The organism is Ligilactobacillus saerimneri, from assembly GCF_036689625.1.
Taxonomy (GTDB): Bacteria; Bacillota; Bacilli; order Lactobacillales; family Lactobacillaceae; genus Ligilactobacillus; species Ligilactobacillus saerimneri.
Window position 1 is genome coordinate 371,209 of sequence record NZ_CP144759.1, and the last position, 19,905, is coordinate 391,113.

The window sequence follows — 19,905 nt, forward strand, 5'->3', positions numbered from 1 at the left end:
TTGATGGTAATTCTCTTCGGCTAGACGCAGAGCCTAAGCTGTGAAAGGAGAGGTTTTCTATGTTAAAATACAATGTTCGTGGTGAAAATATCGAAGTTACAAGTGCTTTGAGAGAATATGTTGAAAAGAAGATCAGCAAGCTAGAAAAGTTTTTCGAAGATACTTCTAACTCCACAGCACACGTAAATATGAAGGTATATTCTGACAAGAATGCTAAGGTTGAGGTTACGATTCCGTTACCTTACTTGGTACTTAGAGCAGAGGAAACCTCACCAGATATGTATGCTAGTGTTGACCTGGTAACTGATAAGCTGGAACGGCAAATCAGAAAATATAAGACTAAGGTTAACCGCAAATCACGGGAAAAAGGCTTCAAGAACTTGGATTTTGTTCCTAGTGAAACTGAAGAAGCTCCTGAAAAGAGCTTTGATATTGTGCGGACCAAGCAAGTTTCTATCAAACCAATGGATAGTGAAGAAGCCATCTTGCAAATGGATATGTTAGGTCATGATTTCTTTATCTACCAAGATGCAGAATCAGATGGCATTAACATTGTTTACCGTCGTCGTGACGGTCGTTATGGCTTAATCGAAGCAAGCGACATCGAATAATTGATATCACACTACTTGTCATCTGACGAGTGCGGCTGCATCCTGAGGGATGTGGCTTTTTTATTTTTGCGTGAGAAAACAAAGAATTCTTTCTAATCAAGGGCAATGATGATAAAATAAAACATGGTATTCTCTATTTTAATAAGTGAGAATAAGGTGAAATTAAACGATAAAAATAATTATGAGTGTAGGAAGGAAACTTAAACTATGGCAAATTTCCTAAGAAAATGGGTTGAAAGCGACAAGCGCGAAGTTAAGCGGCTAAGTCGTTTAGCCAATAAAGTTGAAGCGTATGCTGATGAGATGGCAGCATTATCTGATGATGAGCTCAAGGCTAAGACGCCTGAATTCAAGCAACGTTATGCCAACGGTGAAAGCTTGGATGATTTACTTCCAGAAGCGTTCGCTGTTGTTCGCGAAGCGGCCAAGCGGGTGTTAGGCTTGTATCCTTTCCATGTCCAAATTATTGGGGGAATTGTACTCCACCAAGGTAACATCGCCGAAATGCGGACTGGGGAAGGGAAGACATTAACTGCCACCATGCCAGTGTACTTGAATGCCCTATCAGGTGACGGGGTGCACGTGGTTACTGTGAATGAGTATCTATCGGCCCGGGATGCTACTGAAATGGGTGAGTTATATTCTTGGTTAGGAATGACGGTCGGCTTAAATATCTCCGAAAAAACTCCCGAAGAAAAGCGGGCAGCATATAATGCCGACATTACTTATTCCACTAACAGTGAGTTAGGGTTCGACTACTTGCGGGATAATATGGTGGCTTACAAAGAAGATATGGTACAACGACCATTAAACTTTGTTATCGTGGACGAAGTGGACTCAATTCTGATTGACGAAGCTCGGACACCACTAATCATTTCTGGGCAAGCAAAGGGATCAACTAACCTATATATTCGGACTGATCGCTTTGCTAAGACCTTGACTAAAGATGAAGATTATAAAGTCGATTTGGAATCAAAAACAGTGTCCTTGACTGAAAAAGGGATCAAGAAAGGGGAAAAGTACTTCAACTTGCGCAACCTCTTTGATCCTGAAAATGCAGCGCTTAACCACCACTTAGACAATGCCTTGAGAGCAAACTTCATCATGTTGCGGGACAAGGATTATGTTGTCCAAGACGGTGAAGTATTGATTGTTGACCAATTTACCGGGCGGATCATGGACGGACGGCGGTATTCTGATGGGTTACACCAAGCAATCGAAGCTAAAGAACATGTTGATATTGAAGAAGAAACTAAAACAATGGCCAACATTACTTATCAGAACTTTTTCAGAATGTACCGTAAATTGGCCGGAATGACAGGGACTGCCAAAACTGAACAAGAAGAATTCCGGGAAATTTATAACATGGAAGTTATTTCCATCCCAACTAATAAGCCAGTGGCCCGGGAAGATCGGCCAGATTTGCTTTACCCAACCTTAAAGAGCAAATTTAAGGCAGTAGTTGAGGATATCAAAGAACGGAATGCTAAGGGGCAACCTGTTCTAGTGGGGACAGTAGCAGTTGAAACGTCTGAGTATCTCTCACATTTGCTTGATCAAGCAGGAATTAAGCATGCAGTTTTAAATGCTAAGAATCACGCTAAAGAAGCCGAAATCATCATGAATGCTGGGCAAAAAGGTGCGGTTACAATCGCAACTAACATGGCCGGCCGGGGGACTGACATCAAGTTAGGACCAGGAGTGCGCGAACTCGGCGGCTTGGCTGTTATCGGGACAGAACGACACGAATCACGCCGGATCGATAATCAGTTGCGGGGCCGTTCAGGTCGTCAGGGTGATCCTGGGGTAACCCAATTCTACCTTTCATTGGAAGATGACTTGATGTTGCGCTTTGGTTCGGAACGAGTTAAAGAATTCTTGAACAAGATGAAGGCGGCTGATGATGATGTGGTTATCCAATCGCGCTTAATAACCCGCCAAGTTGAATCAGCTCAAAAACGAGTAGAAGGTAACAACTATGACACGCGGAAGCAAGTGCTCCAGTATGATGATGTTATGCGGGCACAACGTGAAGTTATCTACCGGCAGAGACAGCAAGTCATCATGGAGGAAAAAACCTTGAAGCCTGTTATTATGCCGATGATTGAGCGAACAGTTAAGCACCAAGTAGAGAATCACACTCAGGGTGACAAAAAAGAGTGGGATCTCCAAGGCATTGTTGACTTTGCTATTTCATACATGGTGCCAGAAGGAAGTATTTCAATTGATGATTTAGAAAACAAGAAACCCGAAGAAATGATTGCTTATCTGATGAAGCGGGCTGAAGCAATTTACAAGACTAAAGAGAAGCAATTATATGATCCTAGTCAAATTCTTGAGTTTGAAAAGGTTGTTATTTTGCGGGTGGTTGACTCCTTATGGACAGATCATATTGATGAAATGGACCAATTACGTCAGTCAATTGGTTTACGGGGCTATGGACAATTGAACCCATTAGTTGAATATCAACAAGATGGTTATAAGATGTTTGAAACCATGATCGGTGAAATTGAGGCGGATGTAACACGACTCTTCATGAAAGCTGAAATTCGCCAAAACATGACGCGGTAATTAAAAATGATTTAAACGGAGGACTGTTTTCCATGCAGCCCTCTTTTTGGAGGTAAATTTTATGGAAATAAGTGATTATCGGCACGAAATTGCAGAGATGCAAGCGCAGATTGATGACTTTAGGAGGTCTCTTTGACCTTGATGGTCTCAACGAAAGGATTGCTGAAAATGAAGCTCGGATGGCTGAGCCGGGCTTTTGGGATGATGGTGTAGCAGCACAAAAGTTAATTACAGCAAATAACATCCTCAAGAATAAATACGATAATTTTCATCAATTAGATGCAGCCGTAGCTGATCTGAACGTCTTGCTAGAACTGGTCCAGGAAGATCCTGACGATTCCGAAATGTTAGCTGACTTGGAAAAAAACTTTACTCAGACGCAAAAGTTGTTACAACAGTACCAATTGGGTGTCCTTTTAGATGGAGAATATGATAGTAATAATGCCATCTTGGAAATACACCCTGGTGCTGGGGGAACTGAATCGCAAGACTGGGGCTCAATGCTTTTTAGAATGTATACCCGGTGGGCAGAACAACATGATTTCACCTTAGAAACATTAGACTACCAGGCAGGCGATGAAGCTGGCATTAAGAGCGTTTATTTTATGGTTAAAGGAACCAACGCTTATGGGTATTTGCGGAGTGAAAAAGGAGTTCACCGTCTGGTGCGAATCTCACCGTTCGATGCAGCCGGACGACGGCACACATCATTTGCTTCGGTTAATGTTATGCCCGAACTGGATGATTCTGTGGAAGTAGATTTGCGACCAGAAGACATCAAGATGGAAGTCTTTCGGGCTAGTGGTGCTGGGGGACAGCACATCAATAAAACTTCATCGGCTGTGCGGTTAATTCACGAGCCGACAGGAATTGTTGTTTCTAGTCAGGCAGAACGGTCGCAGTTCCAAAACCGGGCAACAGCGGAAAAAATGCTGCGGGCTAAGTTATATCAATTACAAATAGAAGAACAAGAGAAAAAGAAAGCCGAGATACAAGGACAACAATTGGATATCGGTTGGGGCTCACAGATCCGTTCATATGTTTTCCACCCGTATTCAATGGTGAAAGATCACCGGACGGGATATGAAACTGGTAATGTTCAAGCAGTTATGGACGGGGACTTGGATGGTTTTATCAATGCTTACTTACAGTGGAATTTACAAAAGAAGAATCCCCAATAAGAAGATAGGAAATAATTTTAGCATCCTTGAGATGTTAGGCTTGCGGTTATTTTCCCCGTTAGCTGTGAAACATTAATAAATTAAGACCGAAGCTGGTGAGAAAATATTATTTTCTCCCAGCTTCTTTTGCTAGCGTTACTACTTGCCACCTAACAGGTTTGTTTGAGCAAAATTATAATTTTAGGATAGAGAGGTTTCCGTTAATCACATTTTCACTTGGGGGAGGCAAGAATTATACAGTTAAGGGGCGTTTGGCTATTAAATAGCTCAGAAAAAGCGGTTTAATGATGATATACTAAATGATAAGAAGAAATGAAGGGGAGGACTGGAGTGGCTTATTATATTTATTGTTTTCTAGCGCTAGGATTGGCCGTTGTCAATGTGCTGTATTCCTATCGGATCAGGGAAGAAAGAAAATTATTTCGGGTTGCCGTTAACAAAGATTTTTATGAAGGACGACATTTTATCAAGCACATGTTCCTATTGGGCTTAGGGGCGTCGGCTATTACTACTTTGCTAGGAGTGGTATTACCGAAGCACCTGATGTTTTTGTGGGTAGGGGCCAGCCTCCTACCATTATTAAGCGCGGGGCTTGTTAGTCTAGGGAGCTGGGCGTTACTTGGTGCTGGAATTGTGTATTATGTTGGCACTTGGCTAAAGAGCGGTTCCTTTTTTACTGACACGCATGTTCATGGTACTTGGGAAGCAGGCTTTTTGTTATTGGTCGTTATATATTATGGCAGTAAGCTTTTGTTGACCCACAACGTTCGGGCAGAGTGGCTCAGCCCGCGGATCAAAGCAGGGAAGCGGGGGCGTCGGGTTGCCTATTATCATTGGCGTGAACTTACGATTCTACCAGTAGTGACTTTTTTACCCCAAGGACACATGCAACCATTGTTTAGTTGGTGGCCCGTCCTGAACTTCCATGGCAATCATTACACCTTGCTAGTCCTTCCGTTGGTTGTGACAGCTGTTTTGAATGTTAGCAAACGCCTCCCACATGAATCAATTACTACCTACCAGCAGGAACTGCGGTGGCTGCTAGGACTAGCTGTAATTATGCTAGGCATCACCTGGTTTTTCCCACAAGCATTCCCTTATTTAGGAAGCTTACTTTTAGTTATAGAGCTAGTATGGGGAATTAAACGGCGACGGTTAGAGCGCCAAGCGCCTAATTGGTATGTGGAAACCAATCAAGGTGTGAGAGTTATCGCTGTGCAACCTGAAACACCAGCTGCTAAAATGAACTTGCAACCAGGGGATATTATCTTAGAATGCAATAATATTCCTGTGGGAAGTGAGGAAGAGTTATATTCTGCCTTGCAAAAAAATCCTGTGTATTGTCATCTCAAGGTCGAAACTTATACTGGGGATCTTAAGATTAAGGAAAGTGCGATTTACACTGACTCACCACATGAGATCGGTTTGATATTATTTCATTAGGGGGAAACAGCTATGATTTTTACCAATCAACTAGGCTTCTTTCAGCGGGTACTAGTTAATGGGATTGCGTTCATTGCACTCGCTGGTTTAATGCCCAAACAGTTCTATGTTTCGGGGATCTTAGTAGCCTTTGTGGCAGCGATCGTTTTAGGTTTGCTCAATGCTTTGGTTAAACCAATACTAATTTTATTATCTTTACCGATTACTGTTCTTAGTATGGGCTTGTTTTATTTTGTGATTAACGCTTTGATGCTACAGATGACTTCGGCTTTCATGGGAAGTTCATTTCACTTTGCTAGCTTTGGGGTGACATTTTTGGTAGCTTTGATCCTAAGTGCGGTAAATGTCATCATTAGTACTTATTTACAGCGTCATTAAGGAGGTTGTTTTATGGCTGGAAAAGTCAGTGTGGCCAGTCTAGTTCAGGCCTGCAAGTTGAATGTTTATATTGGGGAAAAATATACTAAAGAGCGGTATATTACAGTCAGTGATATTTCCCGTCCTGGGTTAGAATTGACGGGGTATTTTGATTACTATCCTGAAGACCGGATCCAATTATTTGGGATGACAGAAGTATCCTATGCCCAAAAAATGGAGCCGACGACGAAAAAGAAATACATGGAAATGCTCTGTGGGGAAGAAACACCGTGTTTTATTGTTTCGCGTGATTTGACGGTACCTATGGAGCTAGAAGAAGCGGCTAATGCCCACCAAATTCCTATTTTAAGAACAAAATTGGCGACGACCCGGATTCTGTCCAAGATGACTAACTATCTTGAAGGGGAACTTGCGCCACGGCAGTCTATTCACGGCGTGCTGATGGATATCTATGGTCTCGGGGTGTTGATTACAGGGGACTCAGGAATCGGTAAGTCTGAAACGGCCTTAGACCTAATTAAACGGGGCCACCGTCTGATTGCTGACGACCGGGTAGAGGTTTACCAACAAGATGAACAAACTATTATTGGGGAATCACCGAAAATTTTACGCCACTTACTAGAAATTAGGGGTGTCGGAATTATTGATGTGATGAACCTTTATGGGGCTGGAGCGGTCAAGTCGGAAACAGAAATTCAGTTGATTGTTCACTTGGAAAACTGGGCTAAGGGCAAGCAATTTGACCGCTTAGGAACAGGTGAGGTCCAAGCACGGATCTTCGATGTGGATATTCCTAAAATCAATATTCCGGTAATGATTGGGCGAAACATCGCGATTATTATTGAAGCGGCCGCAATGAACTACCGGGCCAAGACGATGGGGTATGATGCAACGAAGAAGTTCCAGAGTAATCTAGCGGAATTGATCCACGAAAATTCTGTTCAAGAAAAGAAATAATGAGAGGGATGGAAGCCGTGTTAGCCAAGATTGATCCAATCGCATTTGAACTAGGACCCATCCCAGTTCACTGGTATGGAATCATTATTGCTTCTGCCATGGTTTTGGCTGTTTTTCTAGCAGTTAATGAAGGGCAAAAGCGTGGAATCAAAGAAGATACAATTTATGATTTGCTCTTATGGGGATTACCGCTGGCATTGATTTGTGCTCGTTTGTATTATGTCATTTTCCAATGGCAGTATTACCGAGTGTATCCAAGTGAAATTTATCGTATCTGGGACGGTGGAATTGCTATTTACGGGGGCTTGATTGGAGCCTTCATTGTAGTGCTAGTTTTATGTAAACGCCAGGAGATTTCGGCGTGGTTAATGCTGGACGTTGTGGCCCCAACAGTTATCTTAGCGCAAGGAATTGGACGCTGGGGCAACTTTGTTAATCAAGAAGCCCATGGTAGAGCGACAAGTCGTTTCTTTTTACAAAGGTTGCATCTGCCAGAGTGGATTATCAATCAGATGCGGATCAATGGTGTATACTACCAGCCTACTTTTTTATATGAATCAGTCTGGGATATTTTGGGCTTTATCCTCCTTATTAGCTTGCGGCACCGACTACACTTATTCAAGCAGGGAGAAATTTTCTTGGCTTATCTTATCTGGTATGCACTCGGACGCTTCTTCATTGAAGGAATGCGGACGGATAGTTTGATGCTGGGGGCCTTGCGAGTATCACAATGGCTCTCCTTACTGCTCTTTATTGGAGCAATAATAGTTGGAGTTTGGCGGCGACGCAATGATCCTGCTTTAGCGTGGTATCTGGATGCTGAGGATTGATTTTTTCTAAATAAGAGCATATAATTTAGTCACTAACAAAAAGTAAGTTATAATTAAATTGAATTCAAGCGTGAAAGAGAGTGAAACGCATGGCAAACAAAAAATATGACGTGATTGTAATTGGGGCAGGTCCTGGTGGGATGACTGCAGCTTTGTACGCTTCACGCGCTAACTTATCAGTATTAATGCTTGATCGCGGTGTTTACGGTGGTCAAATGAATAATACTGCGGAAGTTGAAAACTATCCGGGCTTCAAGTCAATCTTAGGTCCAGATTTGGCCAAAGAAATGTATGATAGTTCAACACAATTTGGCGCAGAATATGCGTACGGGACGGTTACCGGAGTAACTGTCCAAGCGGACGGGACTAAGTTGGTTACAACAGAAGATGATACTTTTGAAACCAAGGCACTAATTATTGCTACTGGATCAGAGCACCGCAAATTAGGTGTTCCTGGCGAAGAAGAATATGGTGGCCGGGGTGTTTCGTACTGCGCGGTCTGCGACGGAGCTTTCTTTAGAAATAAAGATGTTGCAGTAGTCGGCGGTGGCGATTCAGCCATTGAAGAAGGGACTTATTTAGCACAAATCGTTGATAGTGTTAACGTTTTCCACCGGCGTGATCAACTGCGGGCACAAAAGATCTTGCAAGATCGTGCCTTTGCAAATGAAAAGATGCACTTTACATGGGATACGGTCGTAACTGAAATCGTTGGTGATGGGCAAAAAGTTACTGGAGTTAAGACCCATAATAAAAAGACAGGTGAAGACCGTGAAGTGCCAGTGGCAGCTGTCTTTATTTATGTTGGGATTTTACCAATCACTGAACCATTCAAGGATTTGGGGATCACTGACGAAGAAGGCTGGATTGTTACTGACGACCAGATGAAGACCAAGATTCCGGGGATCTTCGCTGTGGGGGATGTCCGCAAGAAGAACTTGCGTCAAATCACAACTGCTGTTGGTGATGGTGGTATTGCCGGACAACAAGCATTCAATTATATTGAAGAAACTAAATAACCAAGATGAATGACCAGCTGGGGAGAATTGTTTCTGCCTAGCTGGTTATTTTTTTGTGGAAATTTTATCGAGAAATAACTTGGAAAAATTAAATGAAATTTGACGTAAGAAGTTAGATTTAGGTGGTAGATACCCGGCATATAGTAAAATAGGTGCTAAATGAGGAAGAATATGATCAATACAGCGCATATTTATATATATGTCGGGTCTAAAAGGTAAAAAGAGATACTAGTGCGCAAATTAGATAATAAAAAATGATTTTAAATGAGAAACAACAGAGAAATAAGAAAACGCTACAAAAATATAGTATAATGATCGTGTCTTAATTGAATTGATGTGAGGAGCGATTTTTTTGAGCTGGAAAGATACATATCAAAAATGGAACGAATTTCAAGGTCTTGATCAGACTTTGCGGGCTGAACTAGATAGTTTAGCTGGCAACGATAAAGAACTAGAGGATGCTTTTTATACGCCGATGGAGTTTGGAACTGCAGGAATGCGGGGCGTCTTAGGCGTTGGCATCAACCGGATGAATATTTACACTGTGCGGCAAGCTACTGAGGGATTGGCACGATTTATGGATCAATTAGATGCTGTTACCCGGCAACGGGGGGTAGCGATTAGTTATGATTCGCGTCATGGTTCACGAGAATTTGCCTATGATTCAGCTCGGGTCTTGGGTGCGCACGGGATCCCGACTTATATTTTTGAAAGTTTGCGGCCTACACCCGAATTGTCATTTACTATTCGGCACCTGAATACCTACGCAGGGATCATGGTTACGGCTAGTCATAACCCTAAGCAGTACAACGGCTATAAGATTTATGGGGAAGATGGGGCACAGATGCCACCGAAGGAATCTGATTTGATTACTAAATATATCCGGAGCGTCGATGATCTCTTTATGATTAAATTGGCTGATCAGGAAGAATTACTGACCAATAACCTGATGACGATCATTGGCGATGAAGTCGACCGGGCTTATCTAGACCATGTTAAGACGGTTACGATTGATCATGATTTAGTTGCCCAAGAAGGGAAACAAATGAAGCTAATCTTCACGCCACTACATGGGACTGGGGCTAAGATTGGATCACAAGCTCTCCGGGAAGCGGGCTTTGAAGAATTTACTATGGTTCCAGAACAAGCACAACCAGATGGAGATTTTAGCACAGTAGCTAAACCTAATCCTGAAGATCCAGCTGCCTTTGATATGGCAATTGCTTTAGGCAAAAAGGAAGGGGCGGACCTGCTGATTGCGATTGACCCTGACGCCGACCGGTTGGGGGCTGCTGTTCGGCAACCTAACGGTGATTACCAATTATTAACTGGAAACCAAATCGCCGCCTTGCTGCTGGATTATATTTTGGCAGCTAAGCAGCGGCAGAACACCCTGCCAGCTAACGCGGCAGTGGTGAAGTCGATCGTTTCTAGTGAATTTGCCACGGCGATTGCAGACCACTATGGCGCCAAGATGATCAATGTATTAACTGGCTTTAAATTTATCGCTGAACAAATTAAAGAATACGAACAAACCCAAAACCATACCTTTGAATTTGGCTTTGAAGAAAGTTTTGGCTATTTAATCAAACCATTTGTGCGGGATAAGGATGCCATTCAATCTACTGTGATGTTGGCTGAAGTAGCAGCTTACTATAAGCACCAAGGCATGAACCTATATGATGGCTTACAAGCCTTGTTCAATAAGTATGGATATTTTGCTGAAAAGACAATCTCTCATGTTTTAGCTGGGGTTGAAGGGCCAGCTAAGATTGCTGCCATTATGGCTGACTTCCGGGCCAATGCGCCAGCAGCATTTGCTGGGGTAGCAGTGGCAGCTGTCGAAGATTTTGCTAGCGGCGAAAAGAAGTATGCCGATGGGCATGTTGAAATGATGACCTTGCCAAAAGCTAACGTCTTGAAGTATCTGTTGGCTGACGGCAGCTGGATTGCTGTTCGGCCTTCAGGAACTGAACCAAAGATCAAGTTCTATATTGGTGCTCAAGATAATACAGCGGCCGGTGTCCACGCCAAACGCCAATCCTTTGAAAAAGCAATTACGGAATTTTTGAATAAGTAGGTTTGCTCATAAGTATGGGTTGACTTAAAAAGCAGGGGCTCTATTTAATCCCCTGTTTTTTTGTGATTAAAAATGGATAAGGAACAATTAGAAGACAAAATTAATTAGAAAGTATGTTCGCTGTGGTAGAATTACCTTATGAATTATTTGTTACGGGAGTGAACATGATGATTACTAAGCGCGCTAACCGACCGTTTAAACTAGTGTCTAAGTATCAGCCGACTGGTGATCAACCCCAAGCGATTGCAACGCTCAGTCAGGGGATTTTAGCCGGAGAAAAAGCCCAAATTTTGTTGGGAGCCACTGGGACAGGGAAAACCTTTACAATTTCGAATGTAATTCAAAAAGTGAATAAGCCTACTTTAGTTTTGGCCCATAATAAGACTTTGGCTGGACAATTATATAGCGAATTTAAAGAATTTTTCCCTGATAATGCCGTCGAGTATTTTGTTAGTTACTACGATTATTATCAACCGGAAGCATACGTTCCTTCGAGTGATACCTATATTGAAAAAGATGCAAGTATTAATGACGAAATTGACCAACTGCGGCATTCAGCGACCAGCTCTTTGCTTGAGCGTAATGATGTGATCGTTGTAGCCTCGGTATCTTCCATTTTTGGTTTGGGGGATCCACGTGAGTATGCAGAGCACGCTCTTTCTTTACGCACTGGGCAGGAAATACCACGCGATCAGGTCTTGCGGGAATTGGTTGATATGCAGTTTGATCGCAACGACATCGATTTCCAGCGGGGACGGTTTAGAGTACGGGGAGACATTGTCGAACTGTATCCTGCTTCGCATGATGAGCGGGCTTTGCGGATTGAATTTTTTGGTGATGAAATTGATCGGATCCGGGAAATCGATCCTTTGACGGGAGAAGTCTTTGGCGATCGGGACCATATTGTGATTTTCCCAGCGACACACTTTGTTACGAACGATGCAACTTTGGAGACGGCAATCACAGGGATTGAGGCGGAACTAAAGGAACGGGTAGCGGAACTGACTGCGCAGGGGAAATTATTGGAAGCCCAACGTTTGCAACAACGGACAACTTACGACATTGAGATGCTACGCGAAGTCGGTTACTGCAATGGAATTGAGAATTATTCTCGTTTCATGGAAGGGCGTAAGGCCGGTGAACCGCCATATACTTTGCTAGATTTCTTCCCAGATGATTTCTTGATTGTAGTTGATGAATCACATGTAACGATGCCCCAGGTTCGGGGAATGTATAACGGTGATAAGGCTCGAAAACAGATGCTGATTGACTATGGGTTCAGACTTCCAAGTGCACTGGACAACCGGCCATTGACCTTGAGTGAATTTGAACGCCGGGTGCACCAAATCGTCTATATGTCAGCTACTCCTGGTCCGTATGAGCAAGAACAAACAGACCATGTGGTTGAGCAAATTATCCGACCAACAGGACTATTGGATCCAACGATTGAAGTCCGACCAGTGATGGGGCAAATGGAAGATTTGGTGGGAGAAATTAATCAAAGAGTAGCAAAAGACGAGCGGGTTTTTGTCACAACTTTGACTAAGAAAATGGCAGAAGATTTAACTGACTATTTCAAAGAACTAGGGATTAAGGTTAAGTACTTACACTCAGATATCAAGACTTTAGAGCGGACGGAGATCATCCGCGACTTACGGTTAGGAAAATTTGATGTTTTAATTGGGATCAACCTCTTGCGGGAAGGAATCGATGTACCAGAAGTATCATTGATTGCTATTCTTGATGCTGATAAAGAAGGTTTCTTGCGGAATGAACGTTCGTTGATTCAAACGATTGGCCGGGCTGCGCGGAATGCTCATGGGCATGTCATTATGTATGCCGATACTGTCACGGCTTCAATGCAAGCGGCAATTGATGAAACGAAAAGACGGCGGACACTACAAGAGCAATATAATCAGGAACATGGATTGGTACCACAGACAATCAAAAAACCAATTCGGGCAGCTATTTCACCGGTGACTAAGAGTGAAGCTGAGCGGGATGAACAAGCTAACTTGGCCGATATTAAATTCAATACGCTCAGCAAGGATGAGCAGCACCAGATTATTGCTAACTTGCAAAAGCAAATGAAAGAAGCAGCTAAAAAGCTGGACTTTGAAGAAGCGGCAGCATTACGGGACACAATTTTAGAATTACAATCTGAAGCTAAAAAATAATTTTAAGGGGGAAATGGTGTGGTACAGAATAAGATTAGTATTCGGGGAGCACGTGAGCATAATTTGCAAAACGTTAACCTCGATATTCCCAAGAACAAGCTCGTAGTTATGACGGGTCTTTCCGGTTCGGGGAAGAGTTCGCTAGCATTTGATACGCTGTATGCCGAAGGACAACGGCGGTATGTTGAGAGTTTATCTTCATATGCACGACAATTTTTAGGCCAGATGGATAAACCAGATGTTGATTCTATTGATGGTCTGTCACCGGCAATTTCGATTGATCAAAAGACAACTTCTAAGAATCCCCGTTCGACTGTGGGGACAGTAACGGAGATTAATGATTATTTCCGTTTGTTATGGGCTCGGGTCGGAACTCCGATCTGTCCCAACGATGGGCATGTAATTGAAAGCCAATCACCTGAACAGATGGTTGACCGGGTATTACAACTGCCAGAGCGGACGCGGATGCAAATTATGGCTCCGGTTGTCCGCGCTAAGAAAGGCCAACATAAAAACTTACTGGCTAAGATTAAGCGGGAAGGCTTTGTTCGGTTAATTATTGATGGTGAACCCCATGAGATTGAAGAAGACATTGAACTAGACAAAAACAAGAAGCATGATATTGCAGTGGTTGTTGATCGGATCATCCTCAAAGAGGGAGTTCGGTCCCGGTTGTTTGATTCATTTGAAGCAGCCCTGAAACTAGCCGGAGGTTATGTAGCTGTTGATATTATCGGGGGCGAAACCCTGCAGTTTTCAGAATATTTTGCTTGCCCTTACTGTGGCTTTACGATCGGGGAATTGGAACCGCGGCTGTTCTCGTTCAATGCTCCGTTTGGAGCTTGTCCCGACTGTGATGGATTAGGGGAAAAGCTGGAGGTAGACTTTGACTTAGTCGTGCCTGACCCAAGCAAAACCCTGAATGAGGGTGCATTAGCACCATGGAGTTCAACTTCTTCAAAGTATTATCCAACGATGCTTCAGCAAGCATGTGCTGAGTTTGAAATTGATATGGACACACCGTTCAATGAACTTCCCCAGGCGCAACGAGACCTAATCCTTTATGGGAGTGGGGACAAGACCTTCCATTTCCATGTGTTGTCAGATTTTGGTGGGATTAAAGATGTTGATATGGCATTTGAAGGAATTATGAATCTCATCGACCGCCGCTACCGCAATTCTGCTAGTGACTTCACTACTAATAACATGCGGCAGTATATGACGAGCTTGACTTGTCAAACTTGTCAAGGTTACCGCTTAAATCCCAAAGCGTTAGCTGTCAAGATTGCGGGAAAGCATATCGGGGAAGTGTCCGACCTAGCTATTGGTGCTAGTTTAACCTTCTTTAAGCATTTGGAATTTAGCGATCAGAAACAAGAGATTGCTCGACCAATTCTCAAAGAAATAATCGACCGCTTGACTTTCTTAGAAAATGTGGGCTTAGATTACTTAACGTTGAGTCGTTCCGCCCGGACTCTTTCTGGGGGTGAAGCCCAACGGATTCGGTTAGCAACCCAGATTGGATCGAACCTTTCCGGGGTAATGTATATTCTCGATGAACCATCGATTGGTTTGCACCAACGCGACAATGATCGGCTGATTGCATCCCTCAAGAAGATGCGTGATCTCGGTAATACCTTGATTGTGGTTGAACATGACGAAGATACAATGCGGGCAGCGGATTATATTGTTGACATGGGTCCAGGAGCTGGCGAATTAGGGGGTAAAGTTATGGCTGCCGGGACCCCCAAACAGGTAGCCCGGTCCCGGCGTTCTTTAACTGGGCAGTACTTAGCAGGCAAAAAGTATATTCCGATCCCGGCGCACCGACGTGAAGGTAATGGTAAAGTAATCCGTGTGTTAGGAGCTGCTGCCAATAATTTGCAGCAGATTGATGTTACTTTTCCATTAGGGAAATTCATTGCGGTAACGGGAGTATCTGGTTCAGGTAAATCAACCCTGGTTAACCTAATTTTGAAGCGGGCCCTAGCTCAAAAATTGAACGGTAACTCAGCCAAGCCTGGAAAGTATCAGCGCTTAGAAGGGATTGAAAATATCGACAAAATCATCGATATTGACCAAAGCCCAATTGGGCGGACACCGCGTAGTAATCCGGCGACCTATACCGGGGTTTTTGATGATATTCGTGGTTTATTTGCCCAGACTAACCAGGCCAAAATGCGGGGTTATACTAAGGGACGTTTCTCCTTTAATGTTAAAGGTGGTCGGTGTGAAGCCTGCAAGGGTGATGGTATCATCAAAATTGAAATGAACTTCTTGCCGGATGTCTATGTCCCATGTGAAGTATGTCACGGGACACGGTATAATTCGGAAACTTTGGAAGTAGAATATAAAGGGAAAACAATCGCTGATGTGTTGAACATGACAGTGAGTGAAGCGTTGAAATTCTTTGCAGCAATTCCTAAAATTCGGCGGAAACTCCAAACGATTGCTGATGTTGGACTAGGGTATGTTCATTTAGGTCAATCAGCAACAACCCTTTCTGGGGGGGAAGCTCAACGGATGAAGTTAGCATCAGAATTGCACAAGCAATCAAATGGCAAAACCTTTTATATTTTGGATGAACCGACTACCGGCCTTCATGCTGATGATATTAAACGGTTGTTAACCGTGTTAGAACGGCTAGTGGATAAAGGCAATACAGTCTTAGTAATTGAGCACAACCTGGATGTAATCAAGACTGCTGATTACTTGATTGATCTTGGCCCGAACGGGGGTGAAGGCGGCGGGCAAATCGTCGCCCTAGGGACACCGGAAGAAGTTGCTCAAGAACCAGCAAGTTATACCGGCCAGTACCTGCAGCGGGTTTTAGCTACAGGGCACTACGAAAAAAATAACTAGCGGCACTATGAAGGGAGGTTGAACGCAGAACTATTTTCTGGTCAGCCTCTTTTTGCTTACGCAAGTTATTCCAGAATGATCCAGAGAAAATTAAAAGTGGTCAACGTGAGTGATTACACCAATGACTGCAACTCACTTTTTTAAAGGGAATGTGGTATACTTCAATGATGATATTACAGGGGAGGTAGCAGGGAGTTGCTACCGCTTGCGAAGAAGACATTTAATTTATAGGACGGTAAGGTGAGAAAATGACAGCAAATTATCGGAGTGTCTTTGATATTATTGGCCCAACAATGATCGGACCTTCCAGTTCCCATACTGCGGGGGCGGTCAAGATCGGGCGGGCAGCCCGCAAGATATTTGTGGGCCAATTTCACACCGTTCAAGTTGACTACTATGAATCATTTGCAGCAACGCATAAAGGGCACGGGACCGACTATGCAATCATTGCTGGAGTTTTAGGTTTTAAAGAAGACGATCCGCGGGTTCCTGATGCAGTTACAATTGCACGGGACCGGGGGATTAAGATTGTTTTCATTGAGCATACCATTCCTAGCCCAATTGGACACCCCAATACGGCGATTGTGACGCTTGAAGGGCACCACGAAAAAATCAAGCTGGCAGGTTGTTCAATTGGGGGTGGAACGATAGAAGTTCGGCAAATAGAACTTTTAGGACAAAGAATTAAACTTCGCGGGCCATTACCAACTTTAGTTTGTATGGGACCACGTAAGAATTTGTTATTAGCTGAAGAAAAATTAAAGAATGAACATATCAATGTTCTTCATAAGCGACTTTCGAAGTTTAAATATGAGTTTATTCAGGAATTGAATACAGATAAGTTAACTCCGCCGCAAACACTAAATAAGTTGGCACAGATGTGTTCACGGATAATCGAATTATAGAGAGGTAATGGCGATGTATCAGACGGTAGCAGATTTAATTGCAGCTGCAGAACGACAGCACCAGCCCTTATGGCGCTTAGTGCTTGACCAAGAAATGGAATATAGTAAGCAACCAGAAGCGGCAATTATGGAACGGATGCGGGGACAACTGCGGGTAATGGAAGAAGCGGCCCGTAAAGGAGCTGCAGGGGTTCAGTCACCAACTGGATTAAGTGGTGGTGACGCCGCAAAGATCAAACGTTACCGCGAAAATGGTGGCGGGTTAGCGGGAGATACCATGCTTTGGGCGATTCAAAATGCGATCGCAACTAATGAGGTTAATGCTGCTATGGGAGTGATTTGTGCCACGCCAACAGCGGGATCGTCCGGAACAATCCCCGGTACTTTGTTTTCCTTAGATCAACGTTTCCACTATACGGATGATGAAAAAGTTCACTTTTTGCTAACTGCGGGAGGCTTTGGGATGATTACCGCTAATAATGCAATGATCGCCGGAGCGACTGGAGGTTGTCAGGCTGAAGTAGGCAGTGCATCGGCGATGGCAGCTGCAGCTGCAGTTGAAATCAATGGTGGGACACCGCGGCAATCAGCAGAGGCTTTTGCGATGGCAATGAGTAACCTTTTAGGTTTGGTTTGTGACCCAGTAGCAGGTTTGGTTGAATTACCGTGTGTCAAACGCAATGTTGCTGGTGCAGTTAATGCTTTAGCGGCGGCGGACATGGCTCTGGCAGGGATCTCAAACCGAATCCCAGCCGATGAAGTAATTGATGCAATGCGCCGTATTGGCAAACAGATGCCGGCTTCGTTGCGGGAAACCGGGCGAGGCGGAATTGCGACTACGCCGACAGCCTTGAAAATGAAGATGCGAATTTTTGGCGAAGATGTCACTAATGAAGATGATGGCGCCGTAAAATAAGATGAAACACCCGGTATGATATAATAAAAAGAGTCAATTTGAGGAAGTGGTATGATGGGGGAACAAATTCAATTAGTTATTATTACAGGAATGAGCGGTGCTGGTAAGACCGTTGCAATGCAAAGCTTCGAAGATTTAGGCTATTTTTGCGTTGATAATATGCCACCAGCACTGTTACCTAAGTTTTGGGAATTGGTACAAGAATCAGGTAAGATCACTAAGATTGCCCTGGTGATTGATTTACGGTCCCGGGCTTTTTATGATGAAATAATTGAAATGTTACGCAATATCAGTGATGATGGACAGATTGAACCGCGGATCCTTTTCTTAGACTCATCTGATGCTGAATTGGTATCCCGGTATAAGGAAACACGTCGTGCTCATCCGTTAGCAATGGAGGGGCGGATCCTAGATGGAGTTCATTTGGAACGGAAGTTATTGGCTGACATAAGGGGACAAGCGCAGATCATCATTGATACAAGCGACCTATCGCCGCGTCAGCTACGGGAAGAAATTTTCCATAACTTTGAAACGCAGAATAGTTCGCCTTTCCATGTAGTGGTGATGTCATTTGGATTCAAGTATGGGATTCCAATTGATGCTGATATTGTGATGGATGTCCGCTTCCTCCCTAATCCATTTTACATTCCTAAGCTTCGTCCTAAGACAGGGTTAGACCAGGATGTGTATGATTATGTAATGGCATCTGAGCGAACAGAGGAATTTTACCAACGCTTTATTGGACTGTTGCAGTATGTATTGCCAGGTTATGTTGCCGAAGGCAAGTCCAGTGTCACCATTGCGATTGGGTGTACTGGTGGTCAGCACCGGTCCGTTGCTTTGACCGAGCGGGTGGGGCATGCACTAGCTGATGATTATCAAGTACGGATTGCCCACCGGGATGTGGAGAAGCATAAGCAGGAAAAGGCAGGAAAGACGAATGAAAAGTAATTGTCAAAGAAGGAAACGGCCGCGGATTGTGGTGATCGGTGGCGGGACAGGTCTCCCGGTGCTGCTTAAGAGTCTTCGTAAGCGGGATGCAGACATTTCAGCGGTGGTTACAGTTGCCGATGACGGTGGATCTTCGGGGGTTATTCGCGATTATATCAACGTAGTCCCACCTGGCGATATTCGTAATTGTTTAGTGGCGCTGTCCAACCTTCCAGAATTTGAAAAAAAGATTTTTCAATACCGGTTTAAATCTGAAGATAAGTTCTTCTCGGGGCATGCGATTGGCAATTTAATCATTGCCGCTATCTCTGAGATGGAGGATGAAGGGATATTTACAGCTGTCCAACTTCTTTCTGAGATGATGAAGGTGGATGGACATGTTTATCCAGCCGCTGAAGAAGCACTAACCTTAAATGCAGAATTTACTGATGGGACCACAGTGGCTGGGGAAGCTGAGATCACCCACGCTGACAAGATGATTAAGCGCGTGTGGGTGACAGCTAATGATGGAAGTGAGCCCCAGGCAATGCCTGAAGTGATCCAGGCCATTGAGGAAGCAGACCAGATAGTCTTGGGACCGGGAAGTTTATTTACGAGTATTTTGCCAAACTTGATGATTAAGAATGTCGGACAAGCAGTTTGTCAGACTGAAGCAGAAGTGGTTTATATCTGCAACATTATGACCCAACTAGGGGAAACAGAGCACTTTACTGATGCCGACCATGTTCGGGTTCTCAATAGTCACTTGGGGCAAAACTTTATTGACACAGTTTTGGTTAATACTGAACCAGTTCCTCAAGATTACATGGATCGCCAAAAATATGACGAATACCTGTACCAGGTTAAATATGATTTCAAGGGGTTGCGGGCCCAAGGTTGTCGGGTGATTTCGGATAACTTTTTACAGTTGCGCGATAAGGGTGTTTTTCATAACGGTGATCAAGTTGTTGATGAGTTGATGCGCCTTACGGGCCGGCCGTTGTCATGGCGCAGTGATAATTTTAATTAAAATAAGGGGGTGTTA

15 protein-coding genes are annotated in these 19,905 nt (G+C 43.7%); all 15 read left to right on the forward strand.

Annotated elements, in window-relative coordinates; genetic code table 11:
- Window positions 1–59: 59 nt before the first annotated feature.
- The 15 genes from hpf to V3C97_RS01820 all read left to right on the forward strand — a co-directional run bounded on the left by hpf (window position 60) and on the right by V3C97_RS01820 (window position 19,890).
- Window positions 60–611 (forward strand): ribosome hibernation-promoting factor, HPF/YfiA family, encoded by a 552-nt coding sequence (hpf, locus tag V3C97_RS01750; protein WP_338434330.1) that lies wholly within the window; start codon window positions 60–62, stop codon window positions 609–611.
- 207 nt (window positions 612–818) lie between these two features.
- A complete protein-coding gene (secA, locus tag V3C97_RS01755; RefSeq protein ID WP_338434331.1) occupies window positions 819–3,182 on the forward strand; it encodes a preprotein translocase subunit SecA in 2,364 nt (787 codons plus the stop codon).
- Window positions 3,183–3,243: 61 nt separating this feature from the next.
- A protein-coding gene (gene prfB, locus V3C97_RS01760) for a peptide chain release factor 2 (RefSeq protein ID WP_338434332.1) occupies window positions 3,244–4,363 on the forward strand; the annotation gives its coding sequence in 2 pieces (ribosomal slippage) (window positions 3,244–3,315 and window positions 3,317–4,363; 1,119 coding nt in all).
- Window positions 4,364–4,693: 330 nt separating this feature from the next.
- Complete coding sequence (locus V3C97_RS01765) at window positions 4,694–5,806, forward strand: PDZ domain-containing protein (RefSeq protein WP_338434333.1); 1,113 nt, start codon at window positions 4,694–4,696, stop codon at window positions 5,804–5,806.
- A gap of 12 nt (window positions 5,807–5,818) precedes the next feature.
- On the forward strand, window positions 5,819–6,184 hold the full coding sequence (locus tag V3C97_RS01770; protein ID WP_009553154.1) for a phage holin family protein: 366 nt from the start codon (window positions 5,819–5,821) through the stop codon (window positions 6,182–6,184).
- 12 nt (window positions 6,185–6,196) lie between these two features.
- Window positions 6,197–7,141 (forward strand): HPr(Ser) kinase/phosphatase, encoded by a 945-nt coding sequence (gene hprK / locus V3C97_RS01775; RefSeq protein ID WP_009553152.1) that lies wholly within the window; start codon window positions 6,197–6,199, stop codon window positions 7,139–7,141.
- 8 nt (window positions 7,142–7,149) lie between these two features.
- Window positions 7,150–7,971, forward strand: a complete 822-nt coding sequence (lgt, locus tag V3C97_RS01780; protein ID WP_338434531.1) for a prolipoprotein diacylglyceryl transferase — start codon at window positions 7,150–7,152, stop codon at window positions 7,969–7,971.
- Window positions 7,972–8,060: 89 nt separating this feature from the next.
- Window positions 8,061–8,990 (forward strand): thioredoxin-disulfide reductase, encoded by a 930-nt coding sequence (trxB, locus tag V3C97_RS01785; protein ID WP_009553149.1) that lies wholly within the window; start codon window positions 8,061–8,063, stop codon window positions 8,988–8,990.
- Between the two features lie 352 nt (window positions 8,991–9,342).
- Window positions 9,343–11,070, forward strand: a complete 1,728-nt coding sequence (locus V3C97_RS01790; protein ID WP_338434334.1) for a phospho-sugar mutase — start codon at window positions 9,343–9,345, stop codon at window positions 11,068–11,070.
- A gap of 167 nt (window positions 11,071–11,237) precedes the next feature.
- On the forward strand, window positions 11,238–13,247 hold the full coding sequence (gene uvrB, locus V3C97_RS01795; protein ID WP_338434532.1) for an excinuclease ABC subunit UvrB: 2,010 nt from the start codon (window positions 11,238–11,240) through the stop codon (window positions 13,245–13,247).
- Window positions 13,248–13,265: 18 nt separating this feature from the next.
- Window positions 13,266–16,109 (forward strand): excinuclease ABC subunit UvrA, encoded by a 2,844-nt coding sequence (gene uvrA, locus V3C97_RS01800; RefSeq protein WP_338434335.1) that lies wholly within the window; start codon window positions 13,266–13,268, stop codon window positions 16,107–16,109.
- A 248-nt stretch (window positions 16,110–16,357) separates the two neighbouring features.
- Window positions 16,358–17,014 (forward strand): serine dehydratase beta chain, encoded by a 657-nt coding sequence (locus tag V3C97_RS01805; RefSeq protein WP_009553140.1) that lies wholly within the window; start codon window positions 16,358–16,360, stop codon window positions 17,012–17,014.
- A 13-nt stretch (window positions 17,015–17,027) separates the two neighbouring features.
- Window positions 17,028–17,930, forward strand: coding sequence for an L-serine ammonia-lyase, iron-sulfur-dependent, subunit alpha (gene sdaAA / locus V3C97_RS01810; protein ID WP_180849692.1), 903 nt, complete (start codon window positions 17,028–17,030; stop codon window positions 17,928–17,930).
- 54 nt (window positions 17,931–17,984) lie between these two features.
- Window positions 17,985–18,881: an RNase adapter RapZ gene (gene rapZ / locus V3C97_RS01815; RefSeq protein ID WP_278838531.1), complete on the forward strand. Its 897-nt coding sequence runs from the start codon at window positions 17,985–17,987 to the stop codon at window positions 18,879–18,881.
- A complete protein-coding gene (locus V3C97_RS01820) occupies window positions 18,871–19,890 on the forward strand; it encodes a gluconeogenesis factor YvcK family protein (RefSeq protein WP_027826833.1) in 1,020 nt (339 codons plus the stop codon). Before rapZ ends, V3C97_RS01820 begins: the two co-directional genes overlap by 11 nt.
- Window positions 19,891–19,905: the final 15 nt, after the last annotated feature.

Excerpts from the sequence above, each read along its gene's own strand:
- hpf (WP_338434330.1), top strand. The coding sequence starts at position 60 with ATGTTAAAATACAATGTTCGTGGTGAAAATATCGAAGTTACAAGTGCT.
- secA (WP_338434331.1), top strand. The coding sequence starts at position 819 with ATGGCAAATTTCCTAAGAAAATGGGTTGAAAGCGACAAGCGCGAAGTT.
- V3C97_RS01770 (WP_009553154.1), top strand. The coding sequence starts at position 5,819 with ATGATTTTTACCAATCAACTAGGCTTCTTTCAGCGGGTACTAGTTAAT.
- hprK (WP_009553152.1), top strand. The coding sequence starts at position 6,197 with ATGGCTGGAAAAGTCAGTGTGGCCAGTCTAGTTCAGGCCTGCAAGTTG.
- lgt (WP_338434531.1), top strand. The coding sequence starts at position 7,150 with ATGGAAGCCGTGTTAGCCAAGATTGATCCAATCGCATTTGAACTAGGA.
- trxB (WP_009553149.1), top strand. The coding sequence starts at position 8,061 with ATGGCAAACAAAAAATATGACGTGATTGTAATTGGGGCAGGTCCTGGT.
- uvrB (WP_338434532.1), top strand. The coding sequence starts at position 11,238 with ATGATTACTAAGCGCGCTAACCGACCGTTTAAACTAGTGTCTAAGTAT.
- V3C97_RS01805 (WP_009553140.1), top strand. The coding sequence starts at position 16,358 with ATGACAGCAAATTATCGGAGTGTCTTTGATATTATTGGCCCAACAATG.
- sdaAA (WP_180849692.1), top strand. The coding sequence starts at position 17,028 with ATGTATCAGACGGTAGCAGATTTAATTGCAGCTGCAGAACGACAGCAC.
- rapZ (WP_278838531.1), top strand. The coding sequence starts at position 17,985 with ATGGGGGAACAAATTCAATTAGTTATTATTACAGGAATGAGCGGTGCT.
- V3C97_RS01820 (WP_027826833.1), top strand. The coding sequence starts at position 18,871 with ATGAAAAGTAATTGTCAAAGAAGGAAACGGCCGCGGATTGTGGTGATC.